The sequence below is a fragment of the Pseudomonas sp. R4-34-07 genome (assembly GCF_003852375.1).
GTDB lineage: Bacteria > Pseudomonadota > Gammaproteobacteria > Pseudomonadales > Pseudomonadaceae > Aquipseudomonas.
In genome coordinates this window covers 5,024,856-5,039,488 of sequence record NZ_CP027760.1, presented here as the reverse complement: position 1 = coordinate 5,039,488, position 14,633 = coordinate 5,024,856, and the positions used below count along the sequence as shown (strand labels likewise).

The window sequence follows — 14,633 nt, the reverse complement described above, 5'->3', positions numbered from 1 at the left end:
CTAGTGAGTGACAAGCTTGTGTAGTGTACGCCAAACCTTCACGAAAGGCCAACCCGAAGGTCGGCCCTATCGCTTACTGACCGCCTTTGTCGCTGTTCTGCAGGTCTTGCAGGGCCTTGGAGGTGATTTCGATGCACTTCTTGTGATCGCCGGCGGCGCTGGCTGCTTTCGCTTGGGAGACGGCGGTGTCTATTTCGCCGCTTTTTCCACTGGTATCGGTGGCGAGCAGCGCTTTACCGTTGTTGATTTTGTCCAGGTTGATCTGGCACAGGTCTTTATCATCGGCCGCAAAAGCAGGGGATGCCAGCATCGCAGCGGTAATGAACAAGCCAGCAAGAGCGGAACGCTTCATAGGGTATCTCCTTGCACAATTGGGCTCGACGCTGCCGGCGTTGGGGGCCTGCCAGCGACATCACGGATGAGCCTCGTTTGTCGAGGCCTATGCAGATGACTACGCCGGCGCGCAGGGGTTCTGTTTTTTTGCAGGCTTAATGGGCGCGGGCCTGGGTCACGCGGTCTACGAGGTACACCAAACCGTGATAATCGATGCCGCCGTGCTGGCTCAGGCCGATCTCGCAGGTGCGGCTGGTGGAGATGCCTTCGCTGCACTGTTGCACCGCGTCCTTGAGGGTGCGCAGTGCGTGGGCGTTGAGTTCTGGGGTGGTAAAGCCTTTGTCGCCGGCAAAACCGCAGCAGTGGATGCCTTCGGGAATGACGACGGTTTTGGCGCAGCGTCGGGCGAGGTCGATCAGCGCTTGGCTTTCACCCAGGTGCTGGGTGCTGCAGGTCACATGGACGGCAATCGGCGCTTCCTGCGGCGTGAAGTCGAGGCGGTCCATCAGGTGGGTGCGGATAAAGCGTACCGGGTCGTAGAGGTTCAGGCGTGTCTCGCCCAGGTCTTGCATCAGGCGCAGGGTGCACGGGCTAGTGTCGCAATAGATCGGGTCGAGGCCGCCACGGCTGGCGTGGAGCAGGGCGCCGAGCAGTTCCTGGCGCTTGTGTTCTGCCTGTTCGGCATAGCCTTTGGAGGCGAAGGGTTGGCCGCAGCACAGGTTGTCTTGATGGTCGGGAAAGACTACCTGGTAACCGGCTTTTTCCAGCAGACCACGGGTTTTGTCGTACAGCGACATTTGCTCTTTATCCCCCGCAGCCGGGCCCATGGCGCGTGAGACACAGGCCGCCAGGTAGACCACCCGCGGTCGCTCGTCGGTGACGGCCGGGCTGAAGCGAATGGCTTTTTCCGGTTGCGGCATGGCGTTGGTCCATTGTGGGACCTGGCCCTTGGACAGCCGGGTGACGGTGGCCGATAACTTCGCCAGGCGCGGCGCTCCCAGCAGCATGCGCGCGCCGTTGGCCACATGCAGAGTAAAGCGCGCACCTTGCAGCGCAGTGGCGAAATGGGTGGCGAGCCATTCGGCGGTTTTCGTACGGTCGGCGTCGCGGCTGCGCAGTTTTTTCATCAGGTCGCCGGTATTGATGCCGACAGGGCAGCGTTGGGCGCACAGCCCGGTCGCGGCGCAGGTGTCGATGCCTTGGTAGTGGTAGGCCGCTTCCAATTCGGTGGTGTCGACGCCGGCGCGTTGTTTGGCCTGGATATCGCGCCAGATCACAATGCGCTGGCGCGGGCTCAAAGTCAGGCCTTTGGACGGGCACACCGGCTCGCAGAAGCCGCATTCGATGCACTTATCCACAAGCTCGTCGGCGGCGGGCAGGGGCTTGAGGTGCTTGAGATGAATCTGCGGGTCATCGCTGAGCACCACATCCGGGTTGAGGATGCCGTTGGGGTCGAGCAGGCGCTTGAGCTGCCACATCAGTTGATAGGCATCGCTGCCCCATTCCAGCTCGACAAACGGCGCCATGTTGCGACCAGTGCCGTGTTCGGCTTTCAGCGAGCCGCCGAATTCAACCGCCACCAGCTGTGCAACGTCGTCCATGAACGCCTGATAGCGTGCGATTTCTTTCGCGCTGTTGAAGCCTTGAGTGAAGACGAAATGCAGATTGCCTTCCAGCGCGTGTCCGAAAAGGATGGCCTCGTCGTAGTGATGCTTGTCGAACAGTTCGATCAAACGATTAACGCCAATCGCCAGTTGTTCAACCGGGAAGGTGACGTCTTCGATGATGACCGTCGTGCCGGTTTTGCGCACGGCGCCCACGGCGGGAAAAGTGTCTTTGCGGATCGCCCAGAGCCGGGCGTTTTCCAGCGGGTCCTCAGTGAAGTCGACCTGCTTCTCCACCGGAAAAGAGGCGAGGGAGGTCATGATCAGCGCCATGTGTTCATGCAGTAATGAAGGGGAGGCGGCGCGGGATTCGATCAACAGCGCACAGGCATTTTCCGACAGGTGCTGTACGAACGCCGGCATACCCGGTTTGTCCTGTACCGAGCGCAGGCTGCGCCGGTCCAGCAGCTCAACCGCCGAGACCGGTTGGGTTTTCAGCACGGTTACCGCGTTGCAGCAGGTCTCGACATCCGGGAACACGATCAGCGCCGAGGCTTTGTTCGGGTGATCGATCACCGTGTTGTAGGTCACCGCGCTGATAAACCCCAGCGTGCCCTCGGAGCCCACCAGCAGATGGCTGAGGATCTCCAGTGGGTCGTCGAAATCCACCAGGGCATTGAGCGACAGGCCGGTGGTATTTTTCAGACGGTATTTGTGGCGGATCTTTGCGCAGAGTTCGGCATTTGCCCGCGTTTCGCGGCCCAGTGTTGCCAGGCGCTCAAGCAGCGCGCCGTGGGTCTGGCGGAAGGCTTGGACGCTGGCGGGGTCTTCGGTGTCCAGGCGGCTGCCGTCGGCCAGCACCAGACGGATGCCGGCCAGGGTGTGGTAGGTATTTTGTGCCGTACCGCAGCACATGCCACTGGCGTTGTTAGCGACGATGCCGCCAATTTTGCAGGCATTGATCGACGCCGGGTCCGGCCCGATCTTGCGCCCGAATGGCGCAAGCCAGGCGTTGGCCTGGGCGCCGATGACGCCCGGTTGCAGGCGGATCTGGGTGCCATGCCCTCGTATTTCGCGGCCATTCCACTGATCCCCCAGCACGATCAGCACCGAGTCGCTGATGGCCTGGCCGGACAAGCTGGTGCCCGCCGCGCGGAAGGTCACGGGGACGCGGTCGCGCTGGGCCAGTTGCAGCAGCGTGACGACTTCGTCTTCCGACTCAACGCGAATCACCAACTGTGGGATCAATCGGTAAAAGCTGGCATCGGTGCCGAAGGCGAGGGTGGAAAGTGGATCGTCGAAACGCCGATCCTTCGGAATCAGCTGTGCGACGTCGCTCAGGAATGCTGCAGGCAGGCTCATCGGTCCTCCAGAAATAGCTGACGCCGGAACCGTTGCCTGGCGTCGGTTTTTACTCTTTTGCGTGCAGGTCTCAGTGCACCAGCATACCGGTGAACCAATATGCCTGCGCCAGGGTGATCAACCCGACGAGGGTGGCAAAAAACAGGCTGTGCTTGAGGGTGAAGCGGAACAGGTCGGATTCCTTGCCCACCAGGCCGGTCGCCGCACAGGCCACGGCGATGGATTGCGGCGAGATCATTTTGCCGGTCACGCCACCACTGGTATTGGCCGCTACCAGCAAGGTGTCGTTGACGCCGATCTGGTGTGCGGTGGTGGCTTGCAACGAGCTGAACAGCGCGTTGGACGAGGTGTCCGAGCCTGTCAGAAAAACCCCAAGCCAGCCGAGGAAAGGCGAGAAGAAGGGGAAGGCAGCGCCGGTGCCGGCCAGGACCAAGGCCATGGTGGAGGACATGCCCGAGTAGTTGGTGACAAAGGCGAAGGCCAGCACCATGCCGATGGACAGGATTGGCCAGCGCAGCTCGTAGAAGGTTTCTTTTAAAGTGGTAAGACCAGTTTTAAAGTCTATTTTCAGGACTGCCATCGAGATCAGCGCAGAAAAGAAAATCGCGGTGCCGGTTGCTGAGATCGGGTCCAGCTTGAATACGGCCGGGATGGCCGTGGGGTTCGTTACGATCGGTGCGACTTTGATCACCAGTTGGTCCAGGTGCGGGATCGCAACGTTGAAGACCCAGCCGTACATCGAGCCGCCTGCGGCGAACATCGCTTTGAAGGGTTTGAGCGTCCAGATGGTGACCAGCACGGTGAGGATCAGGAACGGCGACCATGCCTTGAAAATCTGCCCCAGGCTGTACGGCGAAACAACCGTGTTGCGTGGCAAACCGAAGCCGCCAGCGCTGGCGGTAACCGCTGTACTCGAGGTGGCGCCGGCAATCTGCGCGCCGGCGCTGCGCTTGGGCTGCCAGACTTTCAGGAATAGGGTCAGGGCGATCAGGCTGGCCAGTGCCGAGGTGATGTCCGGCAATTCCGGGCCGATGAAGTTGGATGTGAAATATTGGGTGACGGCGAAGCTCAGGCCCGCCACCAGGGCTGCGGGCCAGGTTTCGCGAACGCCGCGCAGGCCGTCCATCATGAACACCAGCCAGAAGGGCACGAACAACGACAGCAGCGGCAGTTGGCGGCCGGTCATGGCACCGATCTTGAACGCGTCGATGCCGGTGACTTGGCCTGCAACGATGATCGGGATGCCCAGCGCGCCAAAGGCGACTGGGGCGGTGTTGGCAATCAGGCACAGGCCGGCGGCGTAGAGCGGGTTGAAACCCAGGCCGACCAGCAATGCGGCGGTGATTGCCACGGGCGCACCGAAACCGGCCGCACCTTCGAGGAACGCGCCGAAGCAGAAGCCGATCAGCAGTACCTGCAAACGTTGATCGTCGGTAATCGACAGGACCGAGCTGCGGATGACCTCGAACTGACCGCTCTTGACTGTCAACTTGTAGAGAAATACTGCGGCCACGATGATCCACGCAATCGGCCACAAACCATAGGCAAAGCCGTAGCCGGCGGCGGCCAGGGCCATGTCTACCGGCATCTGGAAGGCAAAGATGGCGACCAGGATCGACAGCGCGAGGGTGATGCTGCCGGCCACGTGCCCCTTGAGGCGGAACACGGCCAGGGCCAGGAAGAAAAACACGATGGGGATAACGGCGGCCAGTGCGGATACACCGAGGCTGCCGAGAGGGCTGTAGAGCTGTTGCCAGGTTTGCATATGGGGTGGCCCCTGATTGTTGTTGTTTGTATGGCTTGGGTAATTGGTAATACCAATTTACAACCGCTATGGGCTAGATTAAGAGGCTTGTTGGGGGTGTGTCAATTTGCCGCCCGCGAAACTTTGGTCGTACAGCCGGGCGTGGTTGTTCTGATGGGGTGAATCGAAGGCGTTCTGATAGGTGCCGCGAGCGCGGCAATAGGCCAGAATAGAAGCCCCGGCGAGTGGTCGGGATGGCGGAGAGTGGGTTATGGGGTTTGATCAGGTGCGTCAGCGCCGTTTGTCTGACGACATCGTCGAGCAACTTGAGGGCATGATCCTTGAGGGCACGTTGAAGTCGGGCGAGCGCTTGCCGGCCGAACGTGCTTTGGCTGAGCAATTTGGCGTGTCACGGCCATCGCTGCGAGAAGCGATCCAGAAGCTGGCGGCCAAAGGGTTGTTGGTCAGTCGTCAGGGCGGTGGCAACTATGTCGTGGAATCCCTGGGGTCGACCTTCAGCGATCCTCTGTTGAATCTGTTGGAAAACAACCCTGAAGCTCAACGGGACCTGTTGGAGTTTCGCCAGACACTGGAAGCTTCTTGCGCGTATTACGCGGCATTACGAGCAACGGAAGTTGACCGTGAGCGGCTGACGGCGGCTTTCGAAGCGTTGCAGGATTGTTATGCGCGGGCCGATGAGGTGAGTCGAGTGGAGGAGGGTGCCGCAGATGCGCGGTTTCATCTGGCCATTGCCGAGGCCAGTCATAACGCCGTATTGCTGCATACCATTCGCGGGCTGTTCGATCTGCTCAAGCGTAACGTGGTGACCAACATTGGCGGCATGTATCAACAGCGCACCGAAACCCGCGACATGCTGATCAGTCAGCATCGCGACCTGTACCTGGCAATTATTGAAGGGCGAGCCGAGCAGGCGCGCGAAATTTCAACACGTCACCTGCTGTATGTGCAGGAAGTGCTGGAGGAGGTGCGTCAGGAAGTTCAGCGCGTGGCCCGGGCGGAGCGACGTAAAGGCATGTAGCCTCGGGCGAGTTGCCCGAGGCTACAGGGTCACAAGGTTATTCTTCCTTGCCCTTGTTGCGCACCGCGCGATGCAATTCGCGATTGGAGTCTCGCTCGCGTTCGGTATCGCGCTTGTCGTATTCCTTCTTGCCCTTGCCCAGCGCAATTTCGCACTTGACCAGGTGCTTGCTCCAGTACCAGGACAAGCAGATGCAGGCGTAGCCTTTCTGTTGCACTGCCGCAGCGAGTTTTTCCAGCTCCCGGGCATTGAGCAACAGCTTGCGCGTGCGCACCGGGTCGGCAATTACGTGGGTGCTCGCGGTGGTCAGCGGGGTGATATGACTGCCAAGCAGCCATGCCTCGCCATCCTTGAGCAGCACATAGCTGTCGACCAGCTGCAGCTTGCTGGCACGCAGACTTTTTACTTCCCAGCCGGCCAGGACCAGACCAGCCTCGAACCGATGTTCGATGAAGTAATCGTGTCGCGCTTTTTTATTTTGCGCGATGGTCCCTGTGGGGTGTTTCTTTTGTTTAGCCATAGGGGCGGCATTATAGGGAGTTGCGAGCGAGTCGGCTACGGTCAACCTGCGTGCTTGAGCGTGTTCGATGAATCCCGGACAATGCCGGCAGTTCTTTGGTTTTTTTCTCTCGCGGATCTGGCTGTTCTTTCGCGATGTTTGCCCGCTCAGCTGTGGAAATAACGCTCACATGACGACGCATATTCAACGTTCGGCCCTGCTGCCCTATCCCGCGCAGGCGCTCTATGATCTGGTCAACGACGTGGCGCGTTACCCGGAATTCCTGCCGTGGTGCTCGACTGCCGAGGTGTTGGAGGGCGGTGATGAGTACATGGTGGCCAGCGTCGGCGTAGCCAAGGGTGGGCTTAGTCAGCATTTTGTTACGCGCAATGTGCTGGTACCTGGAAAATCCATCGAGATGAATCTGCAGGAGGGGCCGTTCACCCAGTTGCATGGGGTATGGGTATTCAAGGCGCTGACGGACAAGGCCTGCAAGATCAGCCTGGATCTGTCGTTCGATTACGCCGGGCCCATTGTCCGGGCGACACTGGGACCCTTGTTCAACCAGGCGGCGAATACGCTGGTGGATGCGTTCTGCCAGCGAGCCAAGCAACTGCATGGTTGAAATTGAAGTGGTGCATGCCGCCATTGAGCGCCAGGTGTTACTGGCGGTGGCGGTGCCGGAGGGCACAAGCCTGAGGGCGGCGGTTCACATGTCGAGGATTGCTGAGCAATTCCCGCAGTTGGAACTGGCTGAATGCCCGTTGGGAATCTTCGGTAAGGTGGTTGCCGACGCTGATACGCGTGCGGTGCAGCCAGGTGATCGAATTGAAATCTACCGGCCGTTGCTGGCAGATCCCAAGGAAGTGCGCAGGCAGCGTGCGGCCAAAGCGGCGAAGGCCAGACAGCAAGGCGCATAAATCAGCAAACAACAAAAAGCCCGGCATGCCGGGCTTTTTGTTGAGTGTCGCCTTGGTTACTGCGGACTGGTGTCCAGAGGCTGTGGCGTCGGGACTGGCACGGTTTCCACGCCATCGACGTCTTTCTGGATCTGGTCCAGCAAGGAGCCTGGCTTGGCCGGCACCTCGGATTTCGGCTTCTCGGCTTCCTGTGCGGGGGCGGTCACGCTGGTACCGCTATCCTTGCCCATCAGCGCTTCATCGCGGCTTACGCCGGGCATGAAGTCACCGGACAGGCTGACAAGCTGGTCATTGCCATTGAAGATGACACTGACGCGCTCCTGCTGGCGCTCACCGCCGCCAGGCTGGATGCTGTAGAGATAATCCCAGCGATCGGCATGGAAAGTGTCGGTCAGCAGGGGATTGCCCATGATAAACCGTACTTGCCGTCGGGTCATTCCCGGGCGTAACTGGTCTATCATGTCCTGCGTGACGACATTGCCCTGCTGGATGTCGATTTTGTAAACCCCGGGGAATGAACAACCGGCGAGTGCGAGCAGTCCCACAAAGGTGAAACTGGTTAGCAAGAGCTTGGTGTTTTGCATCGGTGGGCGACTTCCACTATCTTGGCTGGGACAACGTAAACGCCGATCATACCCGTATTAAGAGAAGCTGCGAAGCAGCATCCGCGAGAAAGCTAACCATGGTTGAAAATAGCGAACTACGCAAAGCCGGTCTCAAAGTGACTCTGCCCCGAGTCAAGATTCTACAAATGCTCGATTCTGCTGAGCAGCGCCACATGAGTGCCGAGGACGTTTACAAGGCGCTGATGGAGTCTAATGAAGACGTCGGCCTGGCCACGGTTTACCGTGTCCTGACCCAGTTTGAAGCCGCAGGGCTGGTGGTTCGTCATAATTTCGACGGCGGTCATGCAGTGTTTGAATTGGCCGACGGCGGGCATCACGACCATATGGTTGACCTGGATACCAATGAGGTAATCGAGTTCACCAGCCCTGAGATCGAAGCGCTGCAGCATAAGATCGCTGAGGAGCATGGCTTCGATTTGGTCGACCATAATCTGGTGCTGTACATCCGTAAGAAAAAGTAAAAATCGACGCAGAGTTGCTCTGCGAAACGATTGAAGGCGACCCTAGGGTCGCCTTCGTGCTTTATATAAGAAGCAAAATGCTCGCCTCAAGCCTTCGCGGCGACGACCATTTTCTTCGCATGAGCCAGAGACTCCTTGGTCAAATCAATACCGCCAAGCATCCGCGCCACTTCTTCCACGCGCTCCGACTTGTTCAGCTTGGACACGGCCGTGCGCGTCGCGTCGCTGCCTCGCACCTTGTGCACGAACAAATGCTGATGCCCTTGGGCTGCCACTTGCGGTAAGTGGGTCACCGTAAGCACCTGGCCTCGATCCCCCAGGCGTCGCAACAACTGGCCAACAATCTCTGCAGTCGGCCCGCCAATGCCTACGTCCACTTCATCGAACACCAGTGTCGGTACGCGCGAGGTTTGCGCGGTGATGACCTGGATCGCCAGGCTGATCCGTGAAAGCTCGCCACCGGAGGCGACCTTTGCCAGGGCTTTGAGCGGTTGCCCTGGGTTGGCGCTGACCAGCAGCTCCACCTGTTCCAGTCCGTGGGGTTGCAGCTCATGGCTGGTGTTGGCGTTCAACTGGATGGTGAAACGGCCACCGGGCATGCCCAGGCGCTGGATTTCCTGTTCTACGGCACCGGCCAGGCGGGTGGCGGCCTGCTGGCGAAGGTCGCTCAGCTCGCGAGCTTTTTCCTGATAATGCCGAGCGAAGGAGGCGAGTTCTTCGCCGAGGCGTTCAATGGACTCGTCGTTCGCGTTCAGGGTTTCGATTTCATCCAGCAGTTTTTGCTGCATCGCCGCCACTTCGGTTGGCTGGATTCGATGCTTGCGCGCCAGGGTGTAGATGGTGTCCAGGCGCTCTTCTATTTCCTGCAGGCGCGCCGGGTCGGCATCGAAATGATCCAGAAAGCGATTCAGCTCGCCGACCGCTTCCTCCACCTGGATTTGCGCACTGGTCAGCAACGTGGTGGCTTCACTCAGTGAGCCGGACGCGTTATTCACGCTGGACAGCCGATTGAGGCTCGCCGTCAGTGCGTTAAGCACATTGCCGGAATCGCTTTCGCTGCATTGCTCGATCACCTGGCGACAGATACCCAGCAGTGTTTCGGCGTTGGTCAGGTTCTTGTGTTCCTGCTCAAGCTGCTCCAGTTCGGTCTCGCCCAGGCCCAGGCTTTCCAGCTCTTCGAGTTGATAGCTGAGCAGTTGGTGACGAGCGCGTTGCTCGTCGCCGGAATTGGAAAGGCGCTCCAGTTCCTGGCGCGTCTGCCGCCAGCGTTGAGCGGCCAGGTGAACCTGGCGGGCAAGTTCGGTGGCACCGGCATACTCATCGAGCAAGCGGCGATGGGTGTCGGTTTTAAGCAGGGATTGGTGTTCATGCTGGCTGTGAATATCGATCAGCAATTCGCCCAGGGCTTTGAGGTCGCCAAGGGGGCAGGGCGTACCATTGATGTAGCCGCGTGAGCGTCCTTCGGCGGTGATCACCCGGCGCAGGATGCACGGCCCGTCATTATTGAGGTCGCGCTCGGCCAGCCAGGCCTCGGCTTCGGGAATGTCCACCAGGTCGAAGGTGGCCAGGATATCGGCCTTATCGGCGCCGGGGCGCACCACGCCGCTATCGGCGCGGTCGCCGAGTGTCAGGCCCAGGGCGTCGAGCATGATCGACTTGCCGGCGCCGGTCTCGCCTGTGATTACGCTCATGCCGCGATCCAGTTCGAGATCCAGATGTTCAACGATGGCGTAGTTATGTACGGACAGGTGCACGAGCATGAAGGTCGCTCCCAGGCTTTAGGTCTGGTTATTTATACAGTGTTTTGTTCTGGGCTGACAATCCTGGCGCTTAGCTCGATTTGCTTGATCGATGTGTTTTCTTAGCGCGATTAGGAATGTAGAGGCAGGAAATGATCCAAGACATGCGAAAGACTTTTGGTAACGCCTGCGCCCTTGAACCTGAAAATTGTGGCCCCATATACCGGAACAGAAGCGCGAGTTGAGTTCGCGCATGATTTTGAAAGGAGAAATCTATGGCTGACGAACAGACGCAGGATACGCAAACGCCAGACGCCAATTCGGCTGCCGGTGATGAACTGGGAACTCGTGTGCAAGTGCTCGAAGAGCAGCTGGCCGCAGCGCAGGATCAGTCGTTGCGTGTTGCCGCCGATCTGCAGAACGTCCGCCGTCGTGCCGAGCAGGACGTAGAAAAGGCTCACAAATTCGCGTTGGAAAAATTCGCCAACGACCTGCTGCCGATTATTGACAGCCTGGAGCGTGGCCTCGAATTGTCCAACCCGGACGACGAAAACATCCGCCCTATGCGCGAAGGGATCGAACTGACCCTGAAAATGTTCCAGGACACCCTGAAGCGTTATCAGTTGGAAGCCATCGATCCGCAAGGCGGTGAGCCGTTCAACGCGGAGCACCACCAGGCAATGGCGATGCAGGAAAGTCATGACCTCGAGCCTAACAGCGTATTGAAAGTGTTCCAGAAGGGTTACTTGCTCAATGGCCGCTTGTTGCGCCCGGCGATGGTCGTGGTGAGCAAGGCGCCGGCACCCGTTTCGCCTTCTATTGATGAGCAGGCTTGAAATCCGCCGCAAGGCCCCCATTTATAAGTCAAGCGTTTAAGTGCTACCGCAGTTAGCCACAACTGCTGCGGCATCCAAATTCAAGTTTCGGGAGAGTGAATCATGGGCAAAATTATCGGTATCGACCTGGGGACCACCAACTCGTGCGTCTCGGTCATGGAAAACGGCAAGGCCAAGGTTATCGAAAACGCTGAAGGCGCGCGTACCACGCCGTCGATCATCGCTTACGCCAATGACGGCGAGATTCTGGTCGGTCAGTCTGCCAAGCGTCAGGCTGTTACCAACCCGCACAACACCCTGTACGCGGTAAAACGTCTGATCGGTCGTAAGTTCGACGAAGAAGTCGTACAGAAAGATATCAAGATGGTGCCTTACAAAATCGCCAAGGCTGACAACGGTGACGCCTGGGTTGAAGTAAATGGCAACAAGATGTCTGCGCCGCAGATTTCGGCTGAAGTCTTGAAAAAGATGAAAAAAACTGCAGAAGACTACCTGGGTGAAGCCGTGACCGAAGCGGTGATCACCGTTCCGGCCTACTTCAACGACAGCCAACGCCAGGCGACCAAAGACGCCGGCCGCATCGCGGGCCTGGACGTAAAACGTATCATCAACGAACCTACCGCAGCTGCCCTGGCTTACGGTATGGACAAGGCCAAAGGCGACCACACTGTGATCGTTTATGACCTGGGTGGCGGTACTTTCGACGTTTCGGTCATCGAAATCGCTGAAGTTGACGGCGAGCACCAGTTCGAAGTGTTGGCCACCAACGGCGACACCTTCCTGGGTGGTGAAGACTTCGATATCCGTCTGATCGACTACCTCGTTGACGAATTCAAGAAAGAAAGCGGCATGAACCTCAAGGGTGACCCGCTGGCGATGCAGCGCCTGAAAGAAGCTGCTGAGAAAGCCAAGATCGAATTGTCGTCGAGCATGTCCACCGACGTGAACCTGCCGTACATCACTGCAGACGCAACCGGCCCTAAACACTTGAACGTGAAGATCTCTCGCGCCAAGCTGGAAGCGCTGGTTGAAGACCTGGTTCAGCGCACCATCGAACCTTGCCGCATTGCGCTGAAAGACGCCGGTATCGACGTTGGTTCCATCAACGACGTGATCCTGGTCGGTGGCCAGACGCGTATGCCGCTGGTGCAGCAGAAAGTAACCGAGTTCTTCGGTAAAGAAGCACGTAAAGACGTGAATCCGGACGAAGCGGTTGCCATGGGTGCTGCCATCCAGGGCGCGGTATTGGCCGGTGATGTGAAAGACGTGCTGCTGCTGGACGTCAGCCCGCTGACCCTGGGTATCGAAACCATGGGTGGCGTAATGACTGCGCTGATCGAGAAAAACACCACGATTCCTACCAAGAAATCCCAAGTGTTCTCGACTGCTGATGACAACCAGGGCGCCGTGACCATTCACGTGCTGCAAGGCGAGCGTAAGCAAGCTGCCCAGAACAAGTCCCTGGGTAAATTCGATCTGGCCGAGATTCCACCAGCTCCACGTGGTGTGCCGCAGATCGAAGTGACCTTCGACATCGACGCCAACGGTATCCTGCACGTTGGTGCGAAAGACAAGGCTACCGGCAAAGAGCAGAAGATCACCATCAAGGCCAACTCCGGCCTGTCTGATGAAGAAATTCAACAGATGATTCGTGATGCTGAAGCCAACGCTGATGCGGATGCCAAGTTTGCTGAGCTGGCTGGTGCCCGTAACCAGGGTGACGCGCTGGTTCACTCGACGCGCAAAATGGTCGCTGACGCTGGCGACAAAGTGACTGCCGAAGAGAAAACTGCAATCGAAGCTGCCGTGGTTGCCCTGGAAGCCGCTATCAAAGGCGACGACAAGGCCGCTATCGAAGCCAAGGTTGAAGAGCTGTCGAAGGTGTCCGCGCCAGTGGCTCAGAAAATGTACGCCGAGCAAGGCCAGCCGGCCGAAGGTGCTGCACAACAAGCAGAGCCTGAAGCCAAGCACGACGATGTGGTCGATGCCGAGTTCGAAGAAGTCAAAGACCAGAAGTAACTTGGTCGCCCGGTTGACCGCTCACAAGCGGTGACTGGTAGGATGTCGCCGCGCGGGAGCTTGCTCCCGCGTTGGCGTGTCTGGGGTATGCGAATTTTTACAGTATGCGACAGCGTTCGGATGCTGGCGGTGTGATCGGGAATGCTCCTGCTTTCCGAGCAGTAAATGCCGCGTTTTTAGTCGGGTGGCCGGCTAAAAAGTAGTAATGACCAGGATCGTTGAATTGACGTGAGTTGGGTCCGGGCCTGCATTGGGGCTCAACGAGTTTGGCGAGGCTCAGGAGGGTCTGGCTGAACGTCCTTAAGAGTGCAAAGACTTATGGCAAAGCGTGACTATTACGAAGTATTGGGTGTGGAGCGTGGCTGCGCCGACGCGGACCTGAAAAAGGCTTACCGCCGTCTGGCAATGAAGCACCACCCGGACCGTAATCCGGATAGCAAAGAATCCGAAGAAATGTTCAAAGAGGCCAATGAGGCCTACGAATGTCTGTCTGATCCGAACAAGCGTGCAGCCTACGACCAGTATGGGCATGCCGGTGTCGACCCAAGCATGGGCGGCGGCGGTGCCGGTTTTGGTGGGCAGAACTTCTCCGATATTTTCGGTGATGTGTTCAGTGACTTCTTTGGTGGTGGCCGTGGCGGCCAGCGTGGCGGTGCCCAGCGTGGCAGCGACTTGCGCTACACCTTGGAGCTGAACCTGGAAGAAGCCGTGCGCGGCACCAACGTCAATATCCGTGTACCGACGCTGGTCAACTGCAAGCCGTGCGACGGTTCGGGTGCAAAGAAAGGCTCTTCGCCTATCACATGCCCGACCTGCGGCGGCATCGGTCAGGTTCGTATGCAGCAGGGCTTCTTCTCGGTGCAGCAAACCTGCCCGCGCTGCCATGGCCAGGGCAAGATCATCTCCGATCCGTGCGACTCCTGCCATGGCGAAGGCCGTGTCGAAGAGTACAAGACGCTGTCGGTGAAAGTGCCGGCGGGCGTGGATACCGGCGACCGCATTCGTCTGTCGGGCGAGGGGGAGGCGGGTGCCCAGGGTGGGCCCACGGGCGACCTGTACGTGGTCATCAATGTGCGCGAGCACTCGATCTTCCAGCGCGATGGCAAGCATCTGTTCTGTGAAGTGCCGATCAGCTTTGTCGATGCGGCCCTGGGTGGCGAGCTGGAAATTCCGACCCTTGACGGGCGGGTCAAGCTCAAGATCCCCGAGGGCACGCAGACCGGCAAGCAGTTCCGTATCCGTGGCAAAGGCGTTGCGCCAGTGCGCGGTGGTGGGGCGGGCGACTTGATGTGTCGTGTGGCGGTAGAAACGCCCGTCAATTTGAATCGCCGTCAGCGCGAGCTGCTTGAAGAGTTCCGCAGTTCGTTAGCGGGTGATGACTCCCACTCGCCAAAAACCACGGGCTTTTTCGATGGCGTGAAGCGCTTCTTCGGCGACCTGTAAGGAATTGA

At 58.8% G+C, this 14,633-nt stretch carries 13 protein-coding genes; 7 read left to right on the top strand and 6 right to left on the bottom strand.

Features of this window, described 5'->3' with window-relative positions; genetic code table 11:
- Window positions 1-73: 73 nt before the first annotated feature.
- The 3 genes from C4J85_RS23195 to C4J85_RS23185 all read right to left on the bottom strand — a co-directional run bounded on the left by C4J85_RS23195 (window position 74) and on the right by C4J85_RS23185 (window position 5,064).
- Window positions 74-352 (bottom strand): hypothetical protein, encoded by a 279-nt coding sequence (locus tag C4J85_RS23195; protein WP_124368391.1) that lies wholly within the window; start codon window positions 350-352, stop codon window positions 74-76.
- A gap of 136 nt (window positions 353-488) precedes the next feature.
- A complete protein-coding gene (locus C4J85_RS23190; RefSeq protein WP_124410797.1) occupies window positions 489-3,299 on the bottom strand; it encodes an FAD-binding and (Fe-S)-binding domain-containing protein in 2,811 nt (936 codons plus the stop codon).
- Window positions 3,300-3,369: 70 nt separating this feature from the next.
- The gene (locus tag C4J85_RS23185) at window positions 3,370-5,064 is read right to left on the bottom strand and encodes a lactate permease LctP family transporter (protein WP_124368389.1); all 1,695 of its coding nucleotides are present in this window, start codon (window positions 5,062-5,064) and stop codon (window positions 3,370-3,372) included.
- 250 nt (window positions 5,065-5,314) lie between these two features.
- Between C4J85_RS23185 and C4J85_RS23180 the strand changes: the two genes are divergently transcribed.
- On the top strand, window positions 5,315-6,082 hold the full coding sequence (locus C4J85_RS23180) for a GntR family transcriptional regulator (RefSeq protein ID WP_124364453.1): 768 nt from the start codon (window positions 5,315-5,317) through the stop codon (window positions 6,080-6,082).
- A 37-nt stretch (window positions 6,083-6,119) separates the two neighbouring features.
- On the opposite strand, the gene smpB is transcribed toward C4J85_RS23180, so the two are convergent.
- Window positions 6,120-6,602: an SsrA-binding protein SmpB gene (gene smpB, locus C4J85_RS23175; protein ID WP_003176160.1), complete on the bottom strand. Its 483-nt coding sequence runs from the start codon at window positions 6,600-6,602 to the stop codon at window positions 6,120-6,122.
- 169 nt (window positions 6,603-6,771) lie between these two features.
- Here smpB and C4J85_RS23170 point away from each other — a divergent pair, with 169 nt between their 5' ends.
- The gene (locus tag C4J85_RS23170; protein WP_124368388.1) at window positions 6,772-7,206 is read left to right on the top strand and encodes a type II toxin-antitoxin system RatA family toxin; all 435 of its coding nucleotides are present in this window, start codon (window positions 6,772-6,774) and stop codon (window positions 7,204-7,206) included.
- Window positions 7,199-7,501, top strand: coding sequence for an RnfH family protein (locus C4J85_RS23165; RefSeq protein WP_124408194.1), 303 nt, complete (start codon window positions 7,199-7,201; stop codon window positions 7,499-7,501). The genes C4J85_RS23170 and C4J85_RS23165 overlap by 8 nt, the downstream gene beginning before the upstream one ends.
- Before the next feature lie 56 nt (window positions 7,502-7,557).
- On the opposite strand, the gene C4J85_RS23160 is transcribed toward C4J85_RS23165, so the two are convergent.
- Window positions 7,558-8,085, bottom strand: coding sequence for an outer membrane protein assembly factor BamE (locus C4J85_RS23160; protein WP_124371896.1), 528 nt, complete (start codon window positions 8,083-8,085; stop codon window positions 7,558-7,560).
- Window positions 8,086-8,183: 98 nt separating this feature from the next.
- Here C4J85_RS23160 and fur point away from each other — a divergent pair, with 98 nt between their 5' ends.
- Window positions 8,184-8,588 (top strand): ferric iron uptake transcriptional regulator, encoded by a 405-nt coding sequence (gene fur, locus C4J85_RS23155; RefSeq protein ID WP_003194220.1) that lies wholly within the window; start codon window positions 8,184-8,186, stop codon window positions 8,586-8,588.
- A gap of 86 nt (window positions 8,589-8,674) precedes the next feature.
- Here the strand turns inward: fur and recN are convergent, their stop codons facing one another.
- Window positions 8,675-10,348, bottom strand: a complete 1,674-nt coding sequence (gene recN, locus C4J85_RS23150; protein ID WP_124410796.1) for a DNA repair protein RecN — start codon at window positions 10,346-10,348, stop codon at window positions 8,675-8,677.
- A 254-nt stretch (window positions 10,349-10,602) separates the two neighbouring features.
- On the opposite strand from recN, the gene grpE reads away from it, so the two are divergent.
- From grpE to dnaJ, 3 genes are all read left to right on the top strand, one after another.
- Complete coding sequence (grpE, locus tag C4J85_RS23145; protein WP_057725007.1) at window positions 10,603-11,163, top strand: nucleotide exchange factor GrpE; 561 nt, start codon at window positions 10,603-10,605, stop codon at window positions 11,161-11,163.
- 102 nt (window positions 11,164-11,265) lie between these two features.
- Window positions 11,266-13,182 (top strand): molecular chaperone DnaK, encoded by a 1,917-nt coding sequence (dnaK, locus tag C4J85_RS23140; RefSeq protein ID WP_124368384.1) that lies wholly within the window; start codon window positions 11,266-11,268, stop codon window positions 13,180-13,182.
- Between the two features lie 318 nt (window positions 13,183-13,500).
- Window positions 13,501-14,625, top strand: a complete 1,125-nt coding sequence (dnaJ, locus tag C4J85_RS23135) for a molecular chaperone DnaJ (protein ID WP_124371893.1) — start codon at window positions 13,501-13,503, stop codon at window positions 14,623-14,625.
- Window positions 14,626-14,633 lie beyond the last annotated feature (8 nt).

What these genes read in the sequence shown, in the direction of transcription:
- C4J85_RS23195 (WP_124368391.1), bottom strand. Translation starts at nt 352, where the DNA reads ATGAAGCGTTCCGCTCTTGCTGGCTTGTTCATTACCGCTGCGATGCTG.
- C4J85_RS23190 (WP_124410797.1), bottom strand. Translation starts at nt 3,299, where the DNA reads ATGAGCCTGCCTGCAGCATTCCTGAGCGACGTCGCACAGCTGATTCCG.
- C4J85_RS23185 (WP_124368389.1), bottom strand. Translation starts at nt 5,064, where the DNA reads ATGCAAACCTGGCAACAGCTCTACAGCCCTCTCGGCAGCCTCGGTGTA.
- C4J85_RS23180 (WP_124364453.1), top strand. Translation starts at nt 5,315, where the DNA reads ATGGGGTTTGATCAGGTGCGTCAGCGCCGTTTGTCTGACGACATCGTC.
- smpB (WP_003176160.1), bottom strand. Translation starts at nt 6,602, where the DNA reads ATGGCTAAACAAAAGAAACACCCCACAGGGACCATCGCGCAAAATAAA.
- C4J85_RS23170 (WP_124368388.1), top strand. Translation starts at nt 6,772, where the DNA reads ATGACGACGCATATTCAACGTTCGGCCCTGCTGCCCTATCCCGCGCAG.
- C4J85_RS23165 (WP_124408194.1), top strand. Translation starts at nt 7,199, where the DNA reads ATGGTTGAAATTGAAGTGGTGCATGCCGCCATTGAGCGCCAGGTGTTA.
- C4J85_RS23160 (WP_124371896.1), bottom strand. Translation starts at nt 8,085, where the DNA reads ATGCAAAACACCAAGCTCTTGCTAACCAGTTTCACCTTTGTGGGACTG.
- fur (WP_003194220.1), top strand. Translation starts at nt 8,184, where the DNA reads ATGGTTGAAAATAGCGAACTACGCAAAGCCGGTCTCAAAGTGACTCTG.
- recN (WP_124410796.1), bottom strand. Translation starts at nt 10,348, where the DNA reads ATGCTCGTGCACCTGTCCGTACATAACTACGCCATCGTTGAACATCTG.
- grpE (WP_057725007.1), top strand. Translation starts at nt 10,603, where the DNA reads ATGGCTGACGAACAGACGCAGGATACGCAAACGCCAGACGCCAATTCG.
- dnaK (WP_124368384.1), top strand. Translation starts at nt 11,266, where the DNA reads ATGGGCAAAATTATCGGTATCGACCTGGGGACCACCAACTCGTGCGTC.
- dnaJ (WP_124371893.1), top strand. Translation starts at nt 13,501, where the DNA reads ATGGCAAAGCGTGACTATTACGAAGTATTGGGTGTGGAGCGTGGCTGC.